Below are 19,094 nucleotides of genomic sequence, written 5' to 3'. Positions count from 1 at the left end.
AGATAGAATGGTCCCGTTTCTTATCTACGTCCAGGAGGCTGTTATGGCTGACCGCGCACTGCGTGGCATGCAGATCGGTGCGAAGTCCCTCGAATCCGAGGATGGCGTTGTCTTCGCCGACCGTTTCATTGTTCGTTATGCGTGCCCGAACGGTCATGAGTTTGAGGTCACGCTCTCCAGCGAGGCAACGGCCCCTGCAACCTGGGAATGCAAGTGTGGCCAGCAGGCCGATCTGATCGGCGAGACCGTCGAGGACGAGGAGAATAAGCCCGTTAAGCCTCAGCGCACCCACTGGGACATGCTGCTCGAGCGCCGTTCCATCGAAGAGCTTGAGGTCGTTCTCTCCGAACAGCTCACCGCTTACCGTGAGGGCCGCCTGCGGCCCGAGGGCTCCTATCGGAAGGGCTGATTACTTCGAGAACACTTGACGGGCGGCTTGGGTCACGCGACCCAGGCCGCCTTTCGTGACCATCACGAGCTCCTCAACGAAGATGGATGAATCCAGCTTCGACTCGCCAGCGATGCGCTCGTCGAAGGTGATGGGCACTTCGGCGATCACCGCTCCCAGAGATCGTTCGAGTTCGGTCATTTCCACCTGGAATCCAAAGCCGGTGGTCGCTACCCGATTCAGGACCTCGTTTTCCTGTAGGAAAGCGGCGCGGTGTAGGCGTAGGCCCGCTGTTGCGTCCTTGACCGGTGTTCCCAGGCAGAATCGGACATAATAATTGCCCGCCTTTGAGAGCGCGACGCGCTTGTGAGACCAACCGTTAATACGTCCGCCCGGGACCCATCGTGACCCGATGACGAGGTCCGGTTGATCGGGTCCGGCCATGCGTGTCAGCAGCTTCGGTAGATCCACCGGCCGGTGTGAACCGTCCGCGTCCATCTGGAGAATGAACGGGTACTTGTGCTTAATGCCCCAGCCCATACCGTCAACGTAGGCGGTGGCGAGGCCGGATTTGGCAGGTCGATGGAGGATGTGTAGGCGGTCCTCGTTCTGTCGGCGAGAGTCAACCCACTCCCCCGTCCCATCCGGCGAGGAGTCATCGACGATAAGGATGTGCGCGTGGGGCACATGAGACCAGATCTGCGTCAGAATGCCTGGAAGCGTCTCCATTTCGTTGTATGTCGGGATCACAATCAGGGTGTGGTCCCCCTGCGGAGAAGGAACGAGGCGCTCAGAAACAGTCATGGGTCACATTTTGCCGAACTTAGTCGTGCGATGCACGCCTGGCGCGCGCTCTGGCCCTGATACGTCGCCCGACAACCGTGCCAAGGGCGGACAAACAGATGACCAGTGTGGCAGCCATGACGATGTTCGGGATCCTCTCCCCCGCTCGCGCGGTCAACGTCAGCGACGTACGAAGTGGAATATCGGCGGTGAGTGTTGCCGCCTGCTCGGTGCCGGTTTGCTCCAGGATCGAACCATCGGGACGAATAACGTAGGAATGGCCCGTCGTCGATGCCTGAATAGCGCTGCGCGAGTACTCCATCGCTCGCATGCGTAGGAGCTGGCCCTGCTGTGCGGACTCTCCTGAAGACTGGAAGTGATAGTTGTTTGACGGGACGATGATGGCTTGGCCGCCGCGAGCGACACCGTCGCCAATCACCATGGGATAAGCCGCTTCGAAACAGATGCCGACCGCGAGGGGGACGTCGCGTCCGTCGCGTGCGTGCACTGTCATGAGGGGTGGCTCTGCCCCCGCTTCCATGTCTCGGCTTGACTGTGCCACTTCGGTCGCGAAGGACGCGATGACTGCACGGAACGGGATGAATTCACCAAAGGGCACGGGGACGTGTTTCGAGTATCGAGCCGATTCCTCCAGCCCCTGACCGGGCTCCCAGATCGCGAGCCAATTTTTGACGCGATCGTATTCGTTGAGATTGGTGTAGCCGATCAAGACAGGTGCGTCGAGCGCCGTGGCTGCACGATCGACTGCCTGTCCGATGGCAGGGAACGCGATGGGATCACGGTCGACGGATCCCTCGCCCCAGATCGCCAGATCAAGTGGGTGATCGACCAGCTCCGGGGAGCTCGCGAGCTCGAGGGAGGCGCGAACGTTGTTGCCAGTCACCTCGCCCTCGTGCTTGTAGGCCTGTGCACCCGGCAGAGCGATATCACCTTGGACGACACCGATCCGTAGCATTCCGTTCTCTGCCTGGTTCGGCAGCGTCAGAGCGAGGGGCGCGGCGTATGCAGCCACAACGATAACGGCGAGTGCTGGGCGCGAGAACCAGTGCTCGCGAATCACTGACGCATCGCGAGCCGCGAATGCGCGGCGAACGAGAACTGCGAGCACGATGACGACCGCAGTGATCAGTGTCGTTCCGCCGTACGGGGCGAGGTGCCCGAGGGAGGAATCCACCTGAGGCAACGCCACGGAGCCCCAGGGAAAGCCTGACCAGGGCCACCGGGAGCGCGCGGCATCGACACCGGCCCACGTGAGGGCAAAGAGCAGTGCCTGGATGATCGGACCACGCGCCCATGCCCACAGCTGCGTCCACCTCGCGAAGAGCGCCCAGGCCATCAGGAACAGCGTCTGCACGAACGCAAGCACAAACCACGGGGGCGTCGTACCAACGGCGAGCGGAATCCAGTCGATGAGCGGAAGCCAGAAACTCATACCGAACACAAACGTGACCGTCAACGCCCGTGGCGCCTTGGCCTCGTCGATGCGCGAGATGTACAGCGCCAGTGCGGGTACCGACAGCCACCACCATCCCACCGGCGCAAATGACGCGTACAGCGCGAGGCCCGCGATCGCAGCGATGAGCGAGTCACCGCACACGTGCGCAAACGAGGCGCGCTGCAAGATATCGTGATGCCCCACAAGCCCTCCAGCTCTCTAGATAGTCGACCAGGCCACGATACCGCGACCGATACGGTCCTTCGCAGCCTCGGCCTTGCGCGTCAGTTCGTTGCTCGACGCGGCGGACGCGATCTGCCCGAGACAATCCATGACCTGGCGCATCCAACGGACGAAATCGCCGGCCTGAATCGGCGTTGCATCGATCGCCGTGGCCAGCGTCGACCCGTGCGCCCAGGCGAGCGTCGCCGCCATGAGACCCGCGTCCAAACTCGGGGTAAGCTCGCATCCGCATGCTTTCTCAACACGATGCACGCGCTCAAGGATCGCGAGGCTCTCATGCCAAGCCTCCTGAAGGCGAATGCCAACCCCTGAAGGTGCAAGCTGCTGAGCATCGTCGTCGGAGCGAGAATCGTAGACAAGCGCGGACACCATTGAGGCAAGCTCTGCCTCGTCGAGCTCGTTCCACGTGCCCTCATTCATCGACATGGCCACCACCAGGTCACGCTCGCCAAAAATCCGACGTAAGCGCTGGCCCGCATCGGTGACCTCATCTCCAGTGAGGAAACCGAGGCGTTCGAGTACCCCGCAGACGCGGTCAAACTGAGCTGCGACCGACCCTGTCTGGGAGTCGATGGATGAGCGCAGACGGTCAATCTCGCGCGCCACGCGTGCCCACTGGGCGCCCGCCCGAGCGTGTTCCTCGCGATGCGGGCAGCGGTGGACCGGATGCTGGCGCATCGCAGTGCGGAGTGCACTCACCGGATCAGAAGCATCCGGCGAACCGGTGGGGATCTCATAGAGTCCCTTGGACGACCCGGAACGCAGCTCACCAGCGATACGCGTACGTTCCTTTGTACGGCGCAGTGCGGAGCCCCCCGGGATCGACATGTGGCCGACGACGACAATCGTCCCTCTCACGTCTTCGGGAGCAAGGGCACGCCACGTGGAATCCTCACCGATGACGGATACTTCCACACGGCCCGAGGCGCTGGTGGCCTTCGCGCCGACGACGCACAGGCGGGACTTGCGCCCTCGCGTCAGGGCGAGAATGTCTCCCGGGCGCACCCCGGACAGGACGCGTCGAGACTCGTCGCGCGTCTCGCGCTTGCGCGCTCGTGCCCCCGATTTTTCTGCCTGACCGAGCTGGTCACGCAGGGTGAGGTACTCGCGGACGTCACCGTGCGTGCACGACAGGTCCTCGACCATCGCGTCTCGCTGCGCCTCCAGCTCGGACAGCCGCGACGCGAGCGCAACGACGGCGGAATCCGCCTGATACTGCGCGAAAGACGACTCCAACACTCTGCGTGTTTGGGCGCGCGTTGAGCGTGCGAGCAGATTGACGACCATGTTGTAGGTCGGCGTGAACGCAGAAATCAGGGGGTACGTGCGCTTGGAAGCAAGGGCAGCGACTTCCTCGGGTGCCACTCCCCCGCGGTGCGAGACGACCGCGTGTCCTTCGGTGTCGATGCCGCGGCGACCCGCACGTCCGGAGAGCTGCGTGTATTCACCGGCGGACAACGACACGTGCGCCGAGCCGTTCCACTTCGTCAGCGACTCGATGACGACCGTTCGGGCGGGCATGTTGATTCCGAGCGCGAGCGTCTCAGTCGCGTACACCATTTTGACGAGGCCCCGCGAAAACAGATGTTCGACGGTCTCTTTCATGAGGGGCAGCATGCCGGCGTGGTGGGCTGCGATGCCACGCATCAGACCACGTTTCCAGGACTCGGCTCCCAGCACGATGGCATCCTCTGGCGGCAGCAACGCAATGACCTCGTCGACGTAGCTCTCGATCTCAGCTGCCTCGGAACGTGTGGTGAGGGTGATACGGGTGGAGAGGATCTGGCGCACCGCATCCTCGCATCCTGCCCGTGAGAAAATAAACGTGATGGCGGGCAGCAGCCGCGCACGATCGAGCGAAATCAGGGTCGAGGGACGCGACTCGCGACGCACCCGGACCTCGCGGTTCCACGAGCGTGAGCCGCGCCCGCCGCGCATCCCGGAGTCTCGCGTCGCCGCCACGAGCTCGGGATTGAGCTTTCCTTTCCCGGTGGGCGCGTACAGGTCGAAAATGTCCTCGCCGACGATCATGTGCTGGTAGAGCGGGACGGGGCGCTTTTCGGAGACGATGATCTCGCAGGTGGAGCGAACCTCACGGATCCACGCGCCGAACTCCTCGGCGTTCGACACCGTGGCCGACAGCGCGATGATCGCGACGTGAGCGGGCAGGTGGATGATCACTTCCTCCCACACCGGGCCGCGCATCTTATCCGCTAGATAGTGGACCTCGTCAAGGATGACGACGCCCAGGTCGGTGAGGGGCGTGCCCGCATAAATCATGTTGCGTAGCACCTCGGTTGTCATGATGACGATCGGCGCACTGGAGTTCACCGACGTATCACCAGTTGCGAGGCCGACGTTGTCCGCACCGTACAGGTCGCAGAGCTCCAGGTACTTCTGGTTCGACAGCGCCTTGATGGGAGTCGTGTAGAACGCGCGCATGCCCCGCTCGAGGGCGACGTATGCACCGAACTGCCCGACGATGGTCTTGCCTGCACCGGTGGGTGCGGCGACGAGGACCGAATTGCCGGCTTCGACGGCATCCAATGCCTGAACCTGGAATGGATCAGGAGTGAAGCTGAGCGTCGACACCCATCGGGCACGCAGCGAGGCGGCCGCCTGAGCCTCGGCTTTGTAGGCGGCGTAGCGCTGGGCTGCGCTGCCCACCCCCAGGCCGACTTCCTCCTCGTGCTGTGCCACGCTGTGCGTATCACGGGTACGGTGTCGACGTCGTTTCGGGCTCACGATGCATCCTCTCGGGTCCACTGCGACAAGACGGTGCGCGCGTACTGCGCGGCGGCCGAACGCATATCCGGCGTGACAGTGCGCAGGTGCGGGGCGATGTCAATAAGGAGACTCAGGCCCCACTGTTCATTCCAGACAGGCAGGGTGATGCGGGCTCCCCCACTGGTAAGCTCTGCCGTGATGCGACCGTCATATTCATCGGCGATCCAGCGTGCGTCGCGATCAACCTCGAGCGTCCAGGTCGGTGCTTCTTGACGCACACGACGAGGCTCCTCAACGCGTCGACCTTCCCCGCGCACGTCACTGATCGACGCGACAGCGAAGCTACGCGCCTGCCCAGCACGCGTACACCAGCCGCGCAAGAGCCATCCGGTCGCGGTCGCCTCGAGCGACCACGGATCCACGACGCGCCGCGTCTGGACGCCCGAGGCAGACACATAGGTGAAAGACACGCGTTCTTCGCGCATGAGCGCATCACGCAGGGTCTCCAAGCTCGCACTCGACGACGAGGGAGAGGAAATCGCTTCCAGGTATTGTTCCCCGTCCGATTCCTTCAATCCGCCCAGAGCACAGACAACGAGGGCGGCGTGAGGGACGTGGGCGGCAAGATCGGCACCCAACAACGGTGTCATCGCAGACAGACCGATCAGGAGAGCCTGTGCCTCAATCGCGGACAAGCGCAGCGGGGCTGAGGCACCCAATGTCGAGCGAAGCGTCACACGTTGTTCTCGCTCGTAGAGCTCCCAATCCACCTCAAAGGAAGCGCCGGGCAGCGAATCGCCGACGGAGGCGAGATACTCGACATCGCGACGCACCTGTCGGCGGGTGCGGTGGAAGTGCGCAGCGATCTCATCGACGGTCGAGCCGGAGTGCTCGCTCATCCAGGCCACCATCGACGCCAGACGGACGACTGCTAGCTGAACGTTCTCAGGCATGGTCGTCCCCCCACGCGGCGGCTGCGTGCAGGCGCGTAAAGACGGCCTCGCGCAGAATCTGTGGAGAAATGACCACGACGTCGGCAGCCAGTGGGAGAATCCGAGCGATCCACGTGCCCAGCTCGGCGCCTTCCAGGCAGACACGCTCCCAGCCTCGCCGAGGCAAGCCCACTTCCTCGGGCACTCCCCCGGCCTCGTAGCCGTGAAGAATCGTCCGTGCGGGGCAGCCCGCGCGTACGTCGACGACGGGAGAGACGAACGAAGAGACACGAGGAGGGGTACGTCCCTCGGGGGGAAGCGATGCGTCCCCCGGCTCCCCCACGAAGGACACCTGTGAGCGGATGCGTGAGACGCGGAACGTACGCTCGGCGTTGCGGTCGAGGTCCCAGCCCCACAGGTACAGTGCTCGGCCCTGAACCGACAGTGCCCACGGGTCCACCGAACGCTCCGTCAGCTCCCCAGACCCCGGGTACTCGAAACACACCACTCGGCGTTCACGGATGGCCTGCGACAGGGTGGTCGCAGCTCCGAGGCCAGTGAGCCCAAGGCGAATCATGGGAGCGGAGACATCTTCACAGGAAGCAGCAGCAGCTTTTGCGTCGATAGCGTCGGCGAAAAACTCGCTGCTATCCCACGCGCGCGCGGCCAGTGACATGAGAGCACGGTCGGCGCTCGTCACTTCAATTCCGGGCGCGAACGAGTCCCACGCAATGGAGTAGCGCTCCCCCGCGTGAATCGTCATGTGGGCGCCGGCGTCGCGCAGCGCATCCTTATCGCGCTGGAACTGGGTCTCAAACGCGTCGTCAGCAAGCCCCTGATAGCCCGGAAGGGCCCGCAGCTGTGTCTTGGTACGCCCGGGACGCGCGCCGAGGAGCTCCACGAAAAGCTCAAGGACGCGCACGTTGGCGTTGACGGCGGTACTCACCCGCCTACCCTACGCGAAGCGCGCGCGTCCCGAGCGTGCGGCGCACCGGTTAGGACTGAGGCGACGGTGAATCGTCGGCGCTCACGTAGTCGTTAGTCGCCAGGGCTGTCGCATCCACCGACCCCTCGAGCTCACCGAGGGAGGCAAGGAAGGACACCATCTGCGCCCACGTGGCGAGATCCTGCTTGCCCGTCGCGCGGCCGGTATCGCCCAGCCAGAGAGGAACGGTCGCGGTCAGAACAGCGTTGGCTGCGGACAACGTGGACTCATCGGTCAGCGAGGTGTCCCACGGCTTCGTCGCCTCGATGGCGATCTGTGGATCAGCAGCGATATCGTTCATCGCCTTGGTCGTCGCCGCAACGACTGCGCGAGCCTGATCCGGGTGCTCCTGCGCCCACTTGTGCGTCGTGATGAAGGAGGCGCTCACCAGCGGCGTCGACGTGGGATTTAACGTGATTTCGCGGATCTCGAGGCCAGCAAGACGCATCTGCACTGCATCATTATTCGTAAAGCCCACAACCGCATCGACCTGGCCGGAAGCGAGGGCGGCCTGCTGCGTGTAACCGATCGGCGAGATCGTCACGTCCGACTCACTGAGTCCAGCTTCCTGCATAGCGGCGCGCGTCGCGTAGTAGTTCGCGCCGTGCTCGCCCGGGATGCCCACCGTCTTACCCTTCAAATCGGCGAGAGAATTGATGTCGGAATCAGCTGGAACGATAACAGCGCCGGGATAAGACGCGTAGTACTGGCCGATCGACACGATATCGAGGCCCTGCGAGGCGGCAACGGCTGCTTCGTCACCCGAGGCGATGACGACGTCCTCCTCGCCAGCCAGGAGCGCCGTGAAAAAGCCTTCGTGGGATCCGTGGTGACGAATCGTCGCGCTGATACCGTTATCCGCGTACGTTCCCTGTGCGTCGGCTACGTACACGGGAGAGAACTGGATGTTGGGAATGTAGGTCAGGCCAATCGTCACGTCTGAATTGCCCGACGCGCCCGACTGGTTCGCAGAGCCGCTCGGCGTGCATGCCGCGAGGACAAGCGAGGCACACGCGCCGACGACCGCGGCACGAACAATGGTAGAAAGCTTCAAGAGATTCTCCTTCACTGCGTGATCTCATAACGCTTCGACCGCTCGATCCTGTACACGATCACGTACAGGAGAGTCGCCATCGAGCACAAAATAATAATGATGACGAACATGCCGGCGGTGTCTACGTTGTTTCTCATCTGAGTGAGTACCTGCCCGAGCCCGGAGCCACCCATCACCATCTCCCCGACAACAGCGCCCGTCACCGACAGGGCGAAGCCATTACGCAGGCCACCCAGGATCGCAGGTGCTGCCAGGGGAAGCTCCATGTACACCGCCATCGTCCATCCTGTGGCCCCGTCCAGTGCAGCAGCTTCGAGAAGCTCACGATCGATATGGCGCAAGCCAACGACCGTCGAGACGAGGATTGGAAAGAAAACCATCAGAGCGCACAAGACGACGATGGACATGAATCCATAGCCGACCCACAGCACCAAGATGGGCGCGACAGCGATCGCGGGCAACGCCTGGGTCGCCCCGAGGAAAGGCTCGACGGCAGCGGCCAAAAGACGCGAACGATAGATCACATACGCGGAGGGCAAGGCGACAAGCGAACCGAGCAAACACCCGGCGACGGCCTCGGCACCCGTCACCGCGACCTTATGCCAGGTCGACGGAAGTGCCAGGATCACCGAACCCTTGGAGATGACAGACATGGGGTTTGGTAGGCGCCAGGCCTCGATGCCGGTCAGCGCGGTCGACAGCCACCACCCCGCCAGCAACAGGGCGAGGAAGATAATCGGTGCCGCGACGGTGAGAGTACCGCGAGGCTTGTTCCGAGTTGCCACGACTTACTTTCCGACACCGGGGGTACGCGCAGCACAGCAGACGCACGAATGCGCCTCATGCACTCCTCCCATCCGGACTTTCACCGTCGGTGCCGGAATTTCACCGGCTCAACCGTCCTCGTTCTGTGAGGGCGGGTCGCGGACTATCACCGCCGGTTCGGACTTTCACCGACCCCGGAGTACTCGTGTGCCATTGTGCCACCGCCGGGCGCACCGCGCGAGGCGTATCCGCTAGAGAAGAAAAGAGGCGGCCGGTCAGTGGCTATGCGCGTTGGCGAGTTCGCGCAGCACCTCAACCTCGCGGTGCGCGTCTTCCGCGCGGAACACTGCGGAGCCCGCGACGAAGTTGTCGGCACCGGCCTCGGCCGCTCGCTCAATGGTCGCGCGGGAAATGCCGCCGTCGACCTGGATCGAGACCTGAAGCCCTGCGGCATTAATCGCCGCACGCGTTCGCTCAATCTTCGGAATCATCTGTTCGATGAAGGACTGTCCGCCGAAACCAGGCTCAACCGTCATGATGAGAATCATGTCGAATTCGTTCAGGATGTCCACGAAGGGCGCGATATCGGTTGCTGGTTTCAGCGCAAGGCCGGCGCGCGCACCGATGCGGTGCAGCTCGCGTGCGAGGCGCAGTGGTGCCGCAGCTGCCTCAGCGTGGAAGGTGACGGACTCGCAGCCGACCTCCGCGTACTGCGGCGCCCAGCGATCCGGATCCTCGATCATGAGGTGTGCGTCAACAGGCAGGATGCCGGACTTTACGACGGCTTCTGCGACGGGCAGACCCCACGAGAGGTTGGGGACGAAATGGTTGTCCATGACGTCGACGTGAGCGATATCCGCTCCTGCGATCTTGGTGAGCTCACCGCGCAGATTGGCGATATCGCAGTTGAGGATCGACGGGCTAATTGTGGCGTTCATAACGCATATGCTAGCGCCTGCGCAGGCAAGCCACAAACATAAGATCCGTACCGAAACGGTGGTCCCACAGCTGCAGCGTACGGCCGTCGTAGCCCTTGATGATACCCGCAGAGGCCGGTACATCCAGCGCCTCGGGTGCGCATTCGTTAGCCAGTGCGACGGTGTCAAGCAGCTCGACCTCACCGCTTTCCAGTGAACGCGCGACCTGGTCACGTGTCTCGGCTGCATGGGGCGAGCACGTGATGTAGGTGAGGACGCCACCGGGGCGCGTCAGGGCGATTGCCCGGTCGAGCAGTTCGCGCTGGAGGACCGTTAGTTCTTCGACGTCTGCGGGGGTGCGATTCCACCGGGACTCCGGACGGCGACGCATGGACCCCATGCCCGAGCAGGGGGCATCAACGACGACACGGTCGAAGGACGCCAGCGGCCATGCACTGCGGCCCCCACCGAACGAGCGACCGTCTCCGCTCACGACCTCGATGGAGTCGAATTGGCGCGTCGTGCGCTCCACGAGGCGGGCTCGGTGCGGGTGGACTTCGTTAGCGGTTACGCGCGCACCCACGGCGGCGGCGAGGCCAGCCAAAAGCGCGGCCTTGCCGCCGGGGCCCGCACACAGGTCGAGCCAACGTTCGTCAGACCCACCCACCAGTGGTGCTGATGCGGCGATCAGCGCCGCGAGCTGCGAGCCTTCATCCTGGGCGCCAGCGCGTCCATCACGAATCGAGGGCAGACGCGCGGGGTCGCCGGATTCGAGGAGGACCGCGTACGGAGACACGGCGCCCAGGGCAACGCGGGTGTCGAGGATATCCTCGGCCTCGTCGGCGAGCTCGTCAACACTCATCAGCGACGGGCGGGCTACCAACGTGACCGTGGGAACCTCGTTATCGGCCTCAAGGACGTCGATAAGCTCGTCCTCGGGATAACCGTGGGCCTTGAGGGCGTCGCGGAACGCGGCAACCATCCACGCCGGGTGTGAGTAGCGCACGCCAAGAGCCTCGTCCTCGTCGGCAATGGCGTCCATGGCTGCCTCGCGCTCGCCAGGATCCTCGCGGGTGATCGAGCGCAAAACAGCATTGACGAAGCGGACGGGGCCGTCCGTCAGATGTTCGCGCGCGACATCCACGGTTGCCGACACAGCCGCGTGGTCGGGCACACGCATATCGAGAAGCTGGTGAGCACCCATGCGCAGGATGACGAGGGCGCGGGGATCGAGATCTGCAAGAGGACGATCGATGTGGCGTGCAATCACCCAATCGAGGCGCCCGATCGCGCGCAGTGTACCGTGGACGAGCTCGGAGGTGAAAGCGGCATCGCGGTCAGAAAAATGTCCGTCGCGCCGGGCCTGGCGCAGTGCCTTCGGCAAGATGATGTTCGCGAACGCACCCTGCGTCGCGACCTCGTGCAGAACCTCGTAGGCAATGCGACGAGGTTCGTCGGCTTTGCGTAGCTTGCGGTAGCCGTCCGCGTAGCGCCTCTCACTCATCGCTGATCCTCCAGGTCTCCACCGAGGCGCAGGTCGTCGGAAGGCCGCGCTCCCCTGGCCCAGGCGGCAGCGTCCATCCAGGACTTACCGGCTGGTGCCACCTTGCCGAGCACGAGAGCACCGCTCGTGCACCCCACGGTGACCTGCTTCTTCGTGACTTCAAGCTGCCCGGGTGCCAGATCATCTCGGTCCACGGGTGTTGCCTTGTCGAGCTTCATGCGGGCCCCACCGGGCAGCACCGTGTAGGCCCCGGGGTTTGGAGTCACAGAACGGATGACACGATCCTCGTGCGTGGCATCGTGCGTGAACGACACATAACCGTCGACGTGCTCGAGGCGACGCGCGTGCGTCACACCTTCCGAACGCTGCGCAGTAGCGGTTGCGCTGCCGTCAGCGAGCGCATCGACGACACTGAGCACCTGGGGCGCTCCAGCCTCGGCCATCGATGTGAGCAGCTCTCCCGCGCTCTCGTGTCCAATCGGAACTTCGACGCGTGAGTACACGTCGCCAGTGTCCAGTCCCTCCTCGAGATTGAAGACGCACGAGGCGGTCGTCGTATCACCTTCGCGGATCGCCCACTGGACGGGCGCCGCACCACGCCACCTCGGCAGGTCCGAGAAATGTAGGTTTACCCAGCCATGCGTGGGCATCGCCAGCACGTTCGGAGGAACGAGGCCGCCGTAGGCGACGACGACACCGAGGTCAGCCTGGACGCCCTCGATGCGCCGCGCGATGTCGGGAGTCTTGAGCGTGGTTGTCTCCAACAGTTCAACGCCACACGCTGCGGCTACTTCCGCCACCGGTGAGGGGTACATCGTCTTTCCGCGACCGCGTCGAGCCGGCGGACGCGTAATAACGAGAGCGACCTCGTGGGACGACGACAACAGGGCCTTCAGCGTGGGGACTGCGGCCTCCGGGGTACCAGCAAAAATAATGCGCACGGCCGCCAGTTTACGGCACTGGGCAGGCCCTCACTCAGAAGAGCTCCGGTGGGTTCACGCTCATTTTGACGAGCGGAACCTTACGTGCGCTGCGGGAACGTCGAATATCGGCAAGAACAGCTAGCATCGCCGGAGCTCCAGCCAACGGGGTACGAACGAGCGTGCGCACCTCGTTCTCCTCGCCCTCGCGCGTCGCCGGGCGCACGACCGTACCCACCAGTTCCGCGCCGCCCTCACGAATAACTTGCTCGGCAACTTGGCGTACCTGAGCTGACGGTCCGTCCAGAGCGACCATCGTCGTGGCCGGGAAGAAGCCAAGTGCCTCACGCTCATCGAGGAGCCGGTCAGCGTAGTCAGTGGGAGCCCAGCGCACGAGCGCCTGACCCAATGCGTCGGGAATCGTCCCCACGATGAGGCCGGGGTGACCTGGCCGGACGAGGGACAGCGCGTTGAGCCAGCGCCGAGCGGCCTCCTCCGGCGCCCATAGCTCGGTACGACCGGCAAGGGCATGGGCATCAAGGATGATGGCGGCAGCGTATCCCCCATCAACGTCTGGCTCAGCACCCGGTGTCGCAACGACGACCGTCGGACGTTTCGGCAGCTGGCGGCTGATCCTATGCGCGGCAGAGGATTCGAGCACGGAGGCATCAGGAAGGTTGCGTGCAATCTCCTCAGCTGTGCGCGTGGAGCCGACACGGGCTGCACGTAGCTCCGTGCCGGAGCAGTACGGGCAGCGCCACGAGACGGACGCGCGCGCACACCACGAACAGGTCACCTCTCCCCCGCGCACCACGGCGAGAGGGCCGGAGCAATGGCGGCAGCGTGCGCGCTCGCCGCAGCGGCGGCACACAACCGTCGGCCAATAGCCAGATGCAGCGACCTGGATGAGCACGGGGCCTTCGCGCAGACCCTGACGGATAATGCGCAGGGCGGCCTGGGGGATACGCAGATGGCCGCTCGCCCCCTCGCGTGCAGCCTCGGTCACCCCGTGCAGGTGGACGCGTGGCGTTGCGTCGCGCAGCGCATGCGGGAGCGGATCGAGGCTGACCGCCCATCCGGAGCGAACAAGGGCCTGGGCCTTGACGGAACGAGCGTACGAGGTGACGAGAAGTCCCGCGCCCTCCACAGCGCAGCGCTGCACAGCAACATCAAGGCTGTCGCAGCGCGGGAACCGCCGCTCACGTAGTCGATCATCACCATCATCGCAGATGATGATGAGTCCGAGCTTCGTGCACGGGACCCACACTGCGGAGCGCGTACCGACGACGATGGGAACATGACCGAGTGTTGCGGCTGCGTGGATACGGTAACGCTCTTCGGGCGTGACTTCGCCGCCCGTCACCGCGACAGGCACGCCGAGGTCCTCCTCGAGATTTCGGGCGTATCGTGAGGCTTCCTCACCGGTGGACGTGACGATAATGACGCTACGACCTGACGAAACCGTCGCTGCAACGGCATCCGACAGACAGCGGCGCATGAGAGGGCGCAGAGCGGTCACGACCGCGCGAGGCGATTGACCAGACGAGAGCCGGTTCAGCAGGGCCTGGCCAGCAGAGTATGCTCCCCAGCCAGCGGAGACTGACGGAGCCTCCAGAGAAGGCCATGGTGGGGGTGTTTGCTCCAATACGTGCTTTTCAGCCCGTGCGTGCCGCGGAGGAATCGCGAGAGAAAGAACCTGCGAAGTCGTGGCAAGGAAACGCCCGGCAATACGCCGAGCAGTCTCATAGAGTGCGGGCGTCAACACCGGTATCGACGAGGCGACGGACTCAATATGGGCACTATCGTCGAGCATCTCGCGCTGGGTGCACTCAACGATCCAGCCGTCAACGCGCGCGCCGGAGAAGCGCACCCGAACGAGTTGCCCGACCGTGGCCTCATCGATCAACTTGTCCGGGACGACGTAGTCGAGCGGCCGGTCCATGTGAGGCAGATCGACGTCAACGAGCACGCGAGCGATCTCCACGCTGCGAGAGCGCGGCGGATCGAAACCGTCAAGCATGCCCTGTTGGGAAGTCATGATCCTAGTGAATCACGGCCCGCACTCATCTGTGTCCCGCGCTCAGCCGAGAAGCTTCAGGCCGTACTTCGCGACCACCATGGCGAGGACACCGAACACGATGAGACCCCATAGGGCCCAGTCGAGTCCCTGGGCGACAGCGCGCCGCAGCCCCTCGGGCGCCTGGATGACGCCGTCACGGATATTGATGCGGGTAATGCCGCCAAACACGAGCGTCGTCGTCAGGGTGATGAGCAGGCACCACGGGCACAGCACTTGAATGATGAAATACGACTGTCCGAAGAGCCAGAACGCGAAGAACAACGCGACCGTATACAGCAGGTTCGTGCCCAGCATGTACCAACGCGGAAACTTCACGCCGGAAAAAATCGCTACCGAAATAGCGAGAACAACGGCCTCGAAAAAGATGCCAAGGAAGGCGTTCGGGAAGCCGAGGATACGAGCCTGCCACGTCTGAGCAACCGTCGAACACGACAGGACGGACGAAATGTCACAACCGAAGCGCGTCGATGAGTCGGCGGCAAGCTGCCACGCCTCGATCGACAGAACGAAAGACGTGAGGAGACCAATGCAGCCAGAGATGATCATCTCCAGGCTTGTGCGCCGACGCCATGCCCGGCGAGCGTCCTCGGTCTCGTACGAGGGCAGGTAGTCCTCGGCTTCCCATGCCTCGCTCATGCGAGCGCGGCCTTGAGCTGCTCGACGCGGTCGGTGGCCTCCCACGGGAACTGGCCGCGACCAAAGTGACCGTAGGCAGCAGTCTCGCGGTAGATCGGACGCAGCAGATCGAGGTCCTCAATCATGCCGAGGGGACGCAGGTCGAAGACCTCGCGGATGGCATCCGCGATGCGTTCCTCGGGCACCGAAGCGGTTCCAAAGGTATCGACGTACAGGCCAATTGGGCGGGCACGCCCGATCGCGTATGCCAGCTGAATCTCGCAGCGCTGGGCGATACCTGCGGCCACGACGTTCTTGGCGACCCAGCGGGCAGCGTAGGTTGCGGAACGGTCGACCTTTGACGGATCCTTGCCGGAGAATGCGCCGCCTCCGTGGCGTGCCATGCCACCGTAGGTGTCGACGATGATCTTGCGGCCAGTGAGACCGGCGTCTGCCGCGGGGCCTCCCAGGACGAAGCGTCCCGAGGGATTAATGAGAGTATTCATCGAACCCGTCGCAAGCGCGAGGTCCGACTCCTCAACGACGGGGGTAATGACGTAGTCGCGCACGGCATCGTAGATCGCCGACTGAGACAGGGCTTCGTCGTGCTGGGTGGACACAACGATTGTGTCGATACCCACCGGGCGGCCGTTCTCATAGGCAAGAGTCACCTGAGTCTTGCCGTCGGGTCGCAGCCCCTCAACGATGCCCTGCTTGCGCACGTCGGTCAGGCGCTTCGCAAGGCGGTGAGCGAGCCAGATGGGGGCAGGCATGAGATCGGGGGTGTCGGAGGAAGCGTAGCCGAACATGATGCCCTGGTCGCCAGCGCCGAGGCGGTCGCGGGGGTCGCCGCCCTGGGTACCGCGCACCTCAAGGGCCTCGTCGACGCCACCGGCGATGTCAGGGCTCTGGCCATCAAGCGACACAGAGACGCCACAGGACGCGCCATCGAAGCCAACACGCGACGAGTCGTACCCGATCGAGAGGATCTCGCGGCGCACGATCTCAGGGATCTCAACGTACGCCTCGGTCGTCACCTCACCGGCGACGTGAATGAGGCCGGTAGCTGCCATCGTCTCGACGGCGACACGCGAGCGAGGGTCGGCGGCGAGTAGTGCGTCAAGGATTGCATCGGAAATGCGATCACAGACCTTGTCGGGGTGACCTTCGGTAACGGACTCAGAAGAAAAAAGCTGTTGACTCACCGCTTTAGATTATCAAGGAATGAGGCCATATGGCCGACGAGACCTGCGGCTACTTCATCCTTCGAGCCGACGTAACGGCCGACGATGTGACCGTTGGCATCGAGGATGTGGATGTCGTTCGAAACATCGCCGAACCCGACGCTCTCCCCCACCCGGTTCAGGCAGATGAAATCGGCTCCCTTACGCGTCGCCTTATCTGCACCGTACACGAGAATCTCCTCATCTGTGCCGGTTTCAGCCGCAAAACCAATGACGAGGGGTGGGCGCTTCTTGCTGTGTCCGATTTCAGCGAGGATGTCGGGGTTGCGCACCAGGCGAATAGTGGGTGCTTCCTCGTTTGTTGGGTCTTTCTTGATCTTTGACTGCGATGCGGCTTCGGGACGGAAGTCAGCGACGGCGGCCGTCATGACGAGAGCATCGGCGTCTGCGACCTGGTTGACCGTCGCTTCTCGCATTTGCAGGGCGCTACCCACACGAGTGACCTGTACGCCTGACGGAAGTCCGGCGAGGAGCGCCGACTCGATATTGGCAGCAATGACCCTGACCGCAGCCCCAGCTCGTGCTGCCGCCGATGCGATTGCCAGCCCCTGGCGACCTGACGACTGATTTCCCAAGAAACGAACAGGATCAATCGGCTCGCGAGTACCACCGGCCGTGACAACGACGGTGCGACCGGCAAGCGCGTGGGATGCCTGTTCGTAGGCAGAGAGCACCTCTAGGGCCTGGTGTGCGATCTCCTCAGGATCCGGAAGGCGACCAATGCCGCTGTCACCCGAGCCAAGTGCACCAGAGGAAGGATCAATAACATGGATGCCGCGCTCACGTAACGTGCGCACGTTGGCCTGCGTGGCAGGCGCCAGCCACATGTTGGAGTGCATCGCCGGGGCAACGACGACGGGCGCATGGGACGCGAGAACCGTCAGCGACACCATGTCGTCCGCGAAGCCAGCGGCAAGACGCGCCAGGGAATTCGCGGTCGCAGGCACAACAATAATGAGGTCGGCAATGCGGGCGAGCTCCACGTGCTCGGCACGCCCCTCGCCCGCGATCTCCACGGCGACAGGGCGCGACGTGATGCCCTCCCAGGTCGAACGGCCGACGAACTCTAATGACGCGCGCGTTGCAGCGACATACACGTCGTGGCCCGCGCGTTGACACTCGCGGACCACGATGGGTGCTTTGAAAGCTGCAACGCCGCCGGTCACTCCGACGACGACAGTTGCCATGTCAGGCCTCGGGGTTGGCTTCGAGAGTCAGGAGGCCTTCGTTGATCTCTCGCAGGGAAACCGCCAGCGGCTTCTCATCCGGCTGCACGTCGACGACCGGACCCACGAACTGGATCATGTTCTGCTGAAGCTGCAGATTGTAGGAGTTAATCTGGCGCGCGCGCTTCGCAGCGAAAATCACCAGCGCGTACTTGGAATCGACGTGCTCCAGCAGATCGTCAATGGGCGGGGACGTGATGCCGACGGGCTGGGCAACAATTCCGGACATGCGTGTTTTCCTCTCAGTGGCGGATTCAGATAGATATTACTCCAGGCCAATGAGCCGGGCCAGCTCATCCACCGCGCGCTCCACATCGTCGTTGATCACAACATGATCGAACTCCGAGGCAGCCTGCAGCTCGACGCGAGCAGTGGCCAGGCGTCGCGCCTGCTCCTCCGGGCCTTCAGTGCCGCGGCCGATGAGGCGGCGCTGAAGCTCCTCCCACGAGGGAGGCGCAAGGAAAATAAACTGGGCATCGGGCCTGTTGGCTCGTACCTGCCGGGCGCCCGCCAGGTCGATCTCGAGGAGAACGGGGTGACCGGCGTTGAGAGCCTCGTCGACCGGGCCGCGAGGGGTCCCATACTTGTTTTTCCCATGAACAAGCGCCCACTCCAACATGTCTCCCCGTTCGATCATCGCATCGAACTCTTCGGGGGAAACAAAGTAGTAGTGGACGCCGTTCAGTTCACCGGGTCGAGGATCGCGAGTCGTTGCTGAGACCGACACCTTCAGTGCCGGGTAGCGCTTCGTCAGCGCAGCGACAACAGTTCCCTTTCCAACGGCCGTGGGTCCAGCGAGGACAGTCAGTTGAGCCTTAGTCATGACTCAAGTGTGCCACGCTTGGACGCGTCACCCGAAACGCTCGACGAGCGCCTTCCGCTGGACGGGGCCAAGGCCACGCACGCGCCTGCTCTGGGCGATCTTGTACTCGTCCATCAGGACAGCGGCCGTGTTCGTGCCGACGCGCGGCAGCGACTCCAGTAGCGAAACGACTTTCATCTTCGCCACGGCCTCGTCTGAATCAGCGAGTTCCAAAACCTCAGACAGGTTCATCGAGCGCGCCTTCAGCGCGTTCTTCACTTCGGCGCGACGCCTCCGTGCCTGCGTTGCCTTCTCAAGAGCTTGTGCCCTCTGTTCTGGCGTGAGATCAGGTAGTGCCATTCTGATCATCTCCTCCGTTGGGATCTTCGGTAAATAAACTATGTCACCTTCCCGACCATTAATGCCAGACCAAAACGCTGCTTCTTATGTAAC

General features: G+C 63.5%; 18 protein-coding genes and 1 riboswitch. Of the genes, 1 reads left to right on the top strand and 17 read right to left on the bottom strand.

Annotated elements, in window-relative coordinates; all coding sequences use genetic code 11:
• Nucleotides 1-43: 43 nt before the first annotated feature.
• The gene (locus tag QP415_RS00425; RefSeq protein WP_016461670.1) at nucleotides 44-409 is read left to right on the top strand and encodes an RNA polymerase-binding protein RbpA; all 366 of its coding nucleotides are present in this window, start codon (nucleotides 44-46) and stop codon (nucleotides 407-409) included.
• Here QP415_RS00425 and QP415_RS00420 read toward each other — a convergent pair whose 3' ends face one another.
• The 17 genes from QP415_RS00420 to mihF form a co-directional block, all read right to left on the bottom strand.
• The gene (locus QP415_RS00420; protein WP_048676902.1) at nucleotides 410-1,192 is read right to left on the bottom strand and encodes a polyprenol monophosphomannose synthase; all 783 of its coding nucleotides are present in this window, start codon (nucleotides 1,190-1,192) and stop codon (nucleotides 410-412) included.
• A 19-nt stretch (nucleotides 1,193-1,211) separates the two neighbouring features.
• Nucleotides 1,212-2,831 (bottom strand): apolipoprotein N-acyltransferase, encoded by a 1,620-nt coding sequence (gene lnt / locus QP415_RS00415; protein ID WP_048676900.1) that lies wholly within the window; start codon nucleotides 2,829-2,831, stop codon nucleotides 1,212-1,214.
• Nucleotides 2,832-2,846: 15 nt separating this feature from the next.
• Nucleotides 2,847-5,615, bottom strand: a complete 2,769-nt coding sequence (locus tag QP415_RS00410) for a DEAD/DEAH box helicase (protein ID WP_285097831.1) — start codon at nucleotides 5,613-5,615, stop codon at nucleotides 2,847-2,849.
• A complete protein-coding gene (locus QP415_RS00405; protein ID WP_016461666.1) occupies nucleotides 5,612-6,550 on the bottom strand; it encodes a helix-turn-helix transcriptional regulator in 939 nt (312 codons plus the stop codon). Before QP415_RS00405 ends, QP415_RS00410 begins: the two co-directional genes overlap by 4 nt.
• Entirely contained in the window at nucleotides 6,543-7,475 is a 933-nt protein-coding gene (locus QP415_RS00400; RefSeq protein WP_048676896.1) for a helix-turn-helix transcriptional regulator, read from the bottom strand. Before QP415_RS00400 ends, QP415_RS00405 begins: the two co-directional genes overlap by 8 nt.
• A gap of 49 nt (nucleotides 7,476-7,524) precedes the next feature.
• Nucleotides 7,525-8,568, bottom strand: a complete 1,044-nt coding sequence (locus tag QP415_RS00395; RefSeq protein WP_048676929.1) for an ABC transporter substrate-binding protein — start codon at nucleotides 8,566-8,568, stop codon at nucleotides 7,525-7,527.
• Between the two features lie 11 nt (nucleotides 8,569-8,579).
• Nucleotides 8,580-9,353, bottom strand: coding sequence for an ABC transporter permease (locus tag QP415_RS00390; protein ID WP_048676894.1), 774 nt, complete (start codon nucleotides 9,351-9,353; stop codon nucleotides 8,580-8,582).
• Between the two features lie 56 nt (nucleotides 9,354-9,409).
• Nucleotides 9,410-9,539: riboswitch (FMN riboswitch) on the bottom strand.
• 69 nt (nucleotides 9,540-9,608) lie between these two features.
• On the bottom strand, nucleotides 9,609-10,271 hold the full coding sequence (rpe, locus tag QP415_RS00385; RefSeq protein WP_048676893.1) for a ribulose-phosphate 3-epimerase: 663 nt from the start codon (nucleotides 10,269-10,271) through the stop codon (nucleotides 9,609-9,611).
• A 10-nt stretch (nucleotides 10,272-10,281) separates the two neighbouring features.
• Nucleotides 10,282-11,754: a transcription antitermination factor NusB gene (locus QP415_RS00380; RefSeq protein WP_048676891.1), complete on the bottom strand. Its 1,473-nt coding sequence runs from the start codon at nucleotides 11,752-11,754 to the stop codon at nucleotides 10,282-10,284.
• Nucleotides 11,751-12,695: a methionyl-tRNA formyltransferase gene (locus tag QP415_RS00375; RefSeq protein WP_048676889.1), complete on the bottom strand. Its 945-nt coding sequence runs from the start codon at nucleotides 12,693-12,695 to the stop codon at nucleotides 11,751-11,753. The genes QP415_RS00380 and QP415_RS00375 overlap by 4 nt, the downstream gene beginning before the upstream one ends.
• Before the next feature lie 34 nt (nucleotides 12,696-12,729).
• Nucleotides 12,730-14,712, bottom strand: coding sequence for a primosomal protein N (locus QP415_RS00370; RefSeq protein WP_048676887.1), 1,983 nt, complete (start codon nucleotides 14,710-14,712; stop codon nucleotides 12,730-12,732).
• Between the two features lie 42 nt (nucleotides 14,713-14,754).
• The gene (locus tag QP415_RS00365) at nucleotides 14,755-15,390 is read right to left on the bottom strand and encodes a vitamin K epoxide reductase family protein (protein WP_016461658.1); all 636 of its coding nucleotides are present in this window, start codon (nucleotides 15,388-15,390) and stop codon (nucleotides 14,755-14,757) included.
• The gene (gene metK / locus QP415_RS00360; protein WP_048676884.1) at nucleotides 15,387-16,574 is read right to left on the bottom strand and encodes a methionine adenosyltransferase; all 1,188 of its coding nucleotides are present in this window, start codon (nucleotides 16,572-16,574) and stop codon (nucleotides 15,387-15,389) included. The genes QP415_RS00365 and metK overlap by 4 nt, the downstream gene beginning before the upstream one ends.
• Entirely contained in the window at nucleotides 16,571-17,800 is a 1,230-nt protein-coding gene (gene coaBC / locus QP415_RS00355; RefSeq protein WP_048676882.1) for a bifunctional phosphopantothenoylcysteine decarboxylase/phosphopantothenate--cysteine ligase CoaBC, read from the bottom strand. Before coaBC ends, metK begins: the two co-directional genes overlap by 4 nt.
• 1 nt (nucleotide 17,801) lies before the next feature.
• Nucleotides 17,802-18,068: a DNA-directed RNA polymerase subunit omega gene (gene rpoZ / locus QP415_RS00350; RefSeq protein WP_048676881.1), complete on the bottom strand. Its 267-nt coding sequence runs from the start codon at nucleotides 18,066-18,068 to the stop codon at nucleotides 17,802-17,804.
• Nucleotides 18,069-18,104: 36 nt separating this feature from the next.
• Nucleotides 18,105-18,662 (bottom strand): guanylate kinase, encoded by a 558-nt coding sequence (gene gmk / locus QP415_RS00345; RefSeq protein WP_048676879.1) that lies wholly within the window; start codon nucleotides 18,660-18,662, stop codon nucleotides 18,105-18,107.
• A 27-nt stretch (nucleotides 18,663-18,689) separates the two neighbouring features.
• Nucleotides 18,690-19,001 (bottom strand): integration host factor, actinobacterial type, encoded by a 312-nt coding sequence (gene mihF, locus QP415_RS00340; RefSeq protein ID WP_007589281.1) that lies wholly within the window; start codon nucleotides 18,999-19,001, stop codon nucleotides 18,690-18,692.
• Nucleotides 19,002-19,094: the final 93 nt, after the last annotated feature.

This window comes from Pauljensenia sp. UMB3104 (genome assembly GCF_030217285.1).
In the GTDB taxonomy this organism is placed as follows: Bacteria; Actinomycetota; Actinomycetes; order Actinomycetales; family Actinomycetaceae; genus Pauljensenia.
Note: the sequence above shows the minus strand (reverse complement) of the source record. Positions and strands in the feature narration are given on the sequence as shown.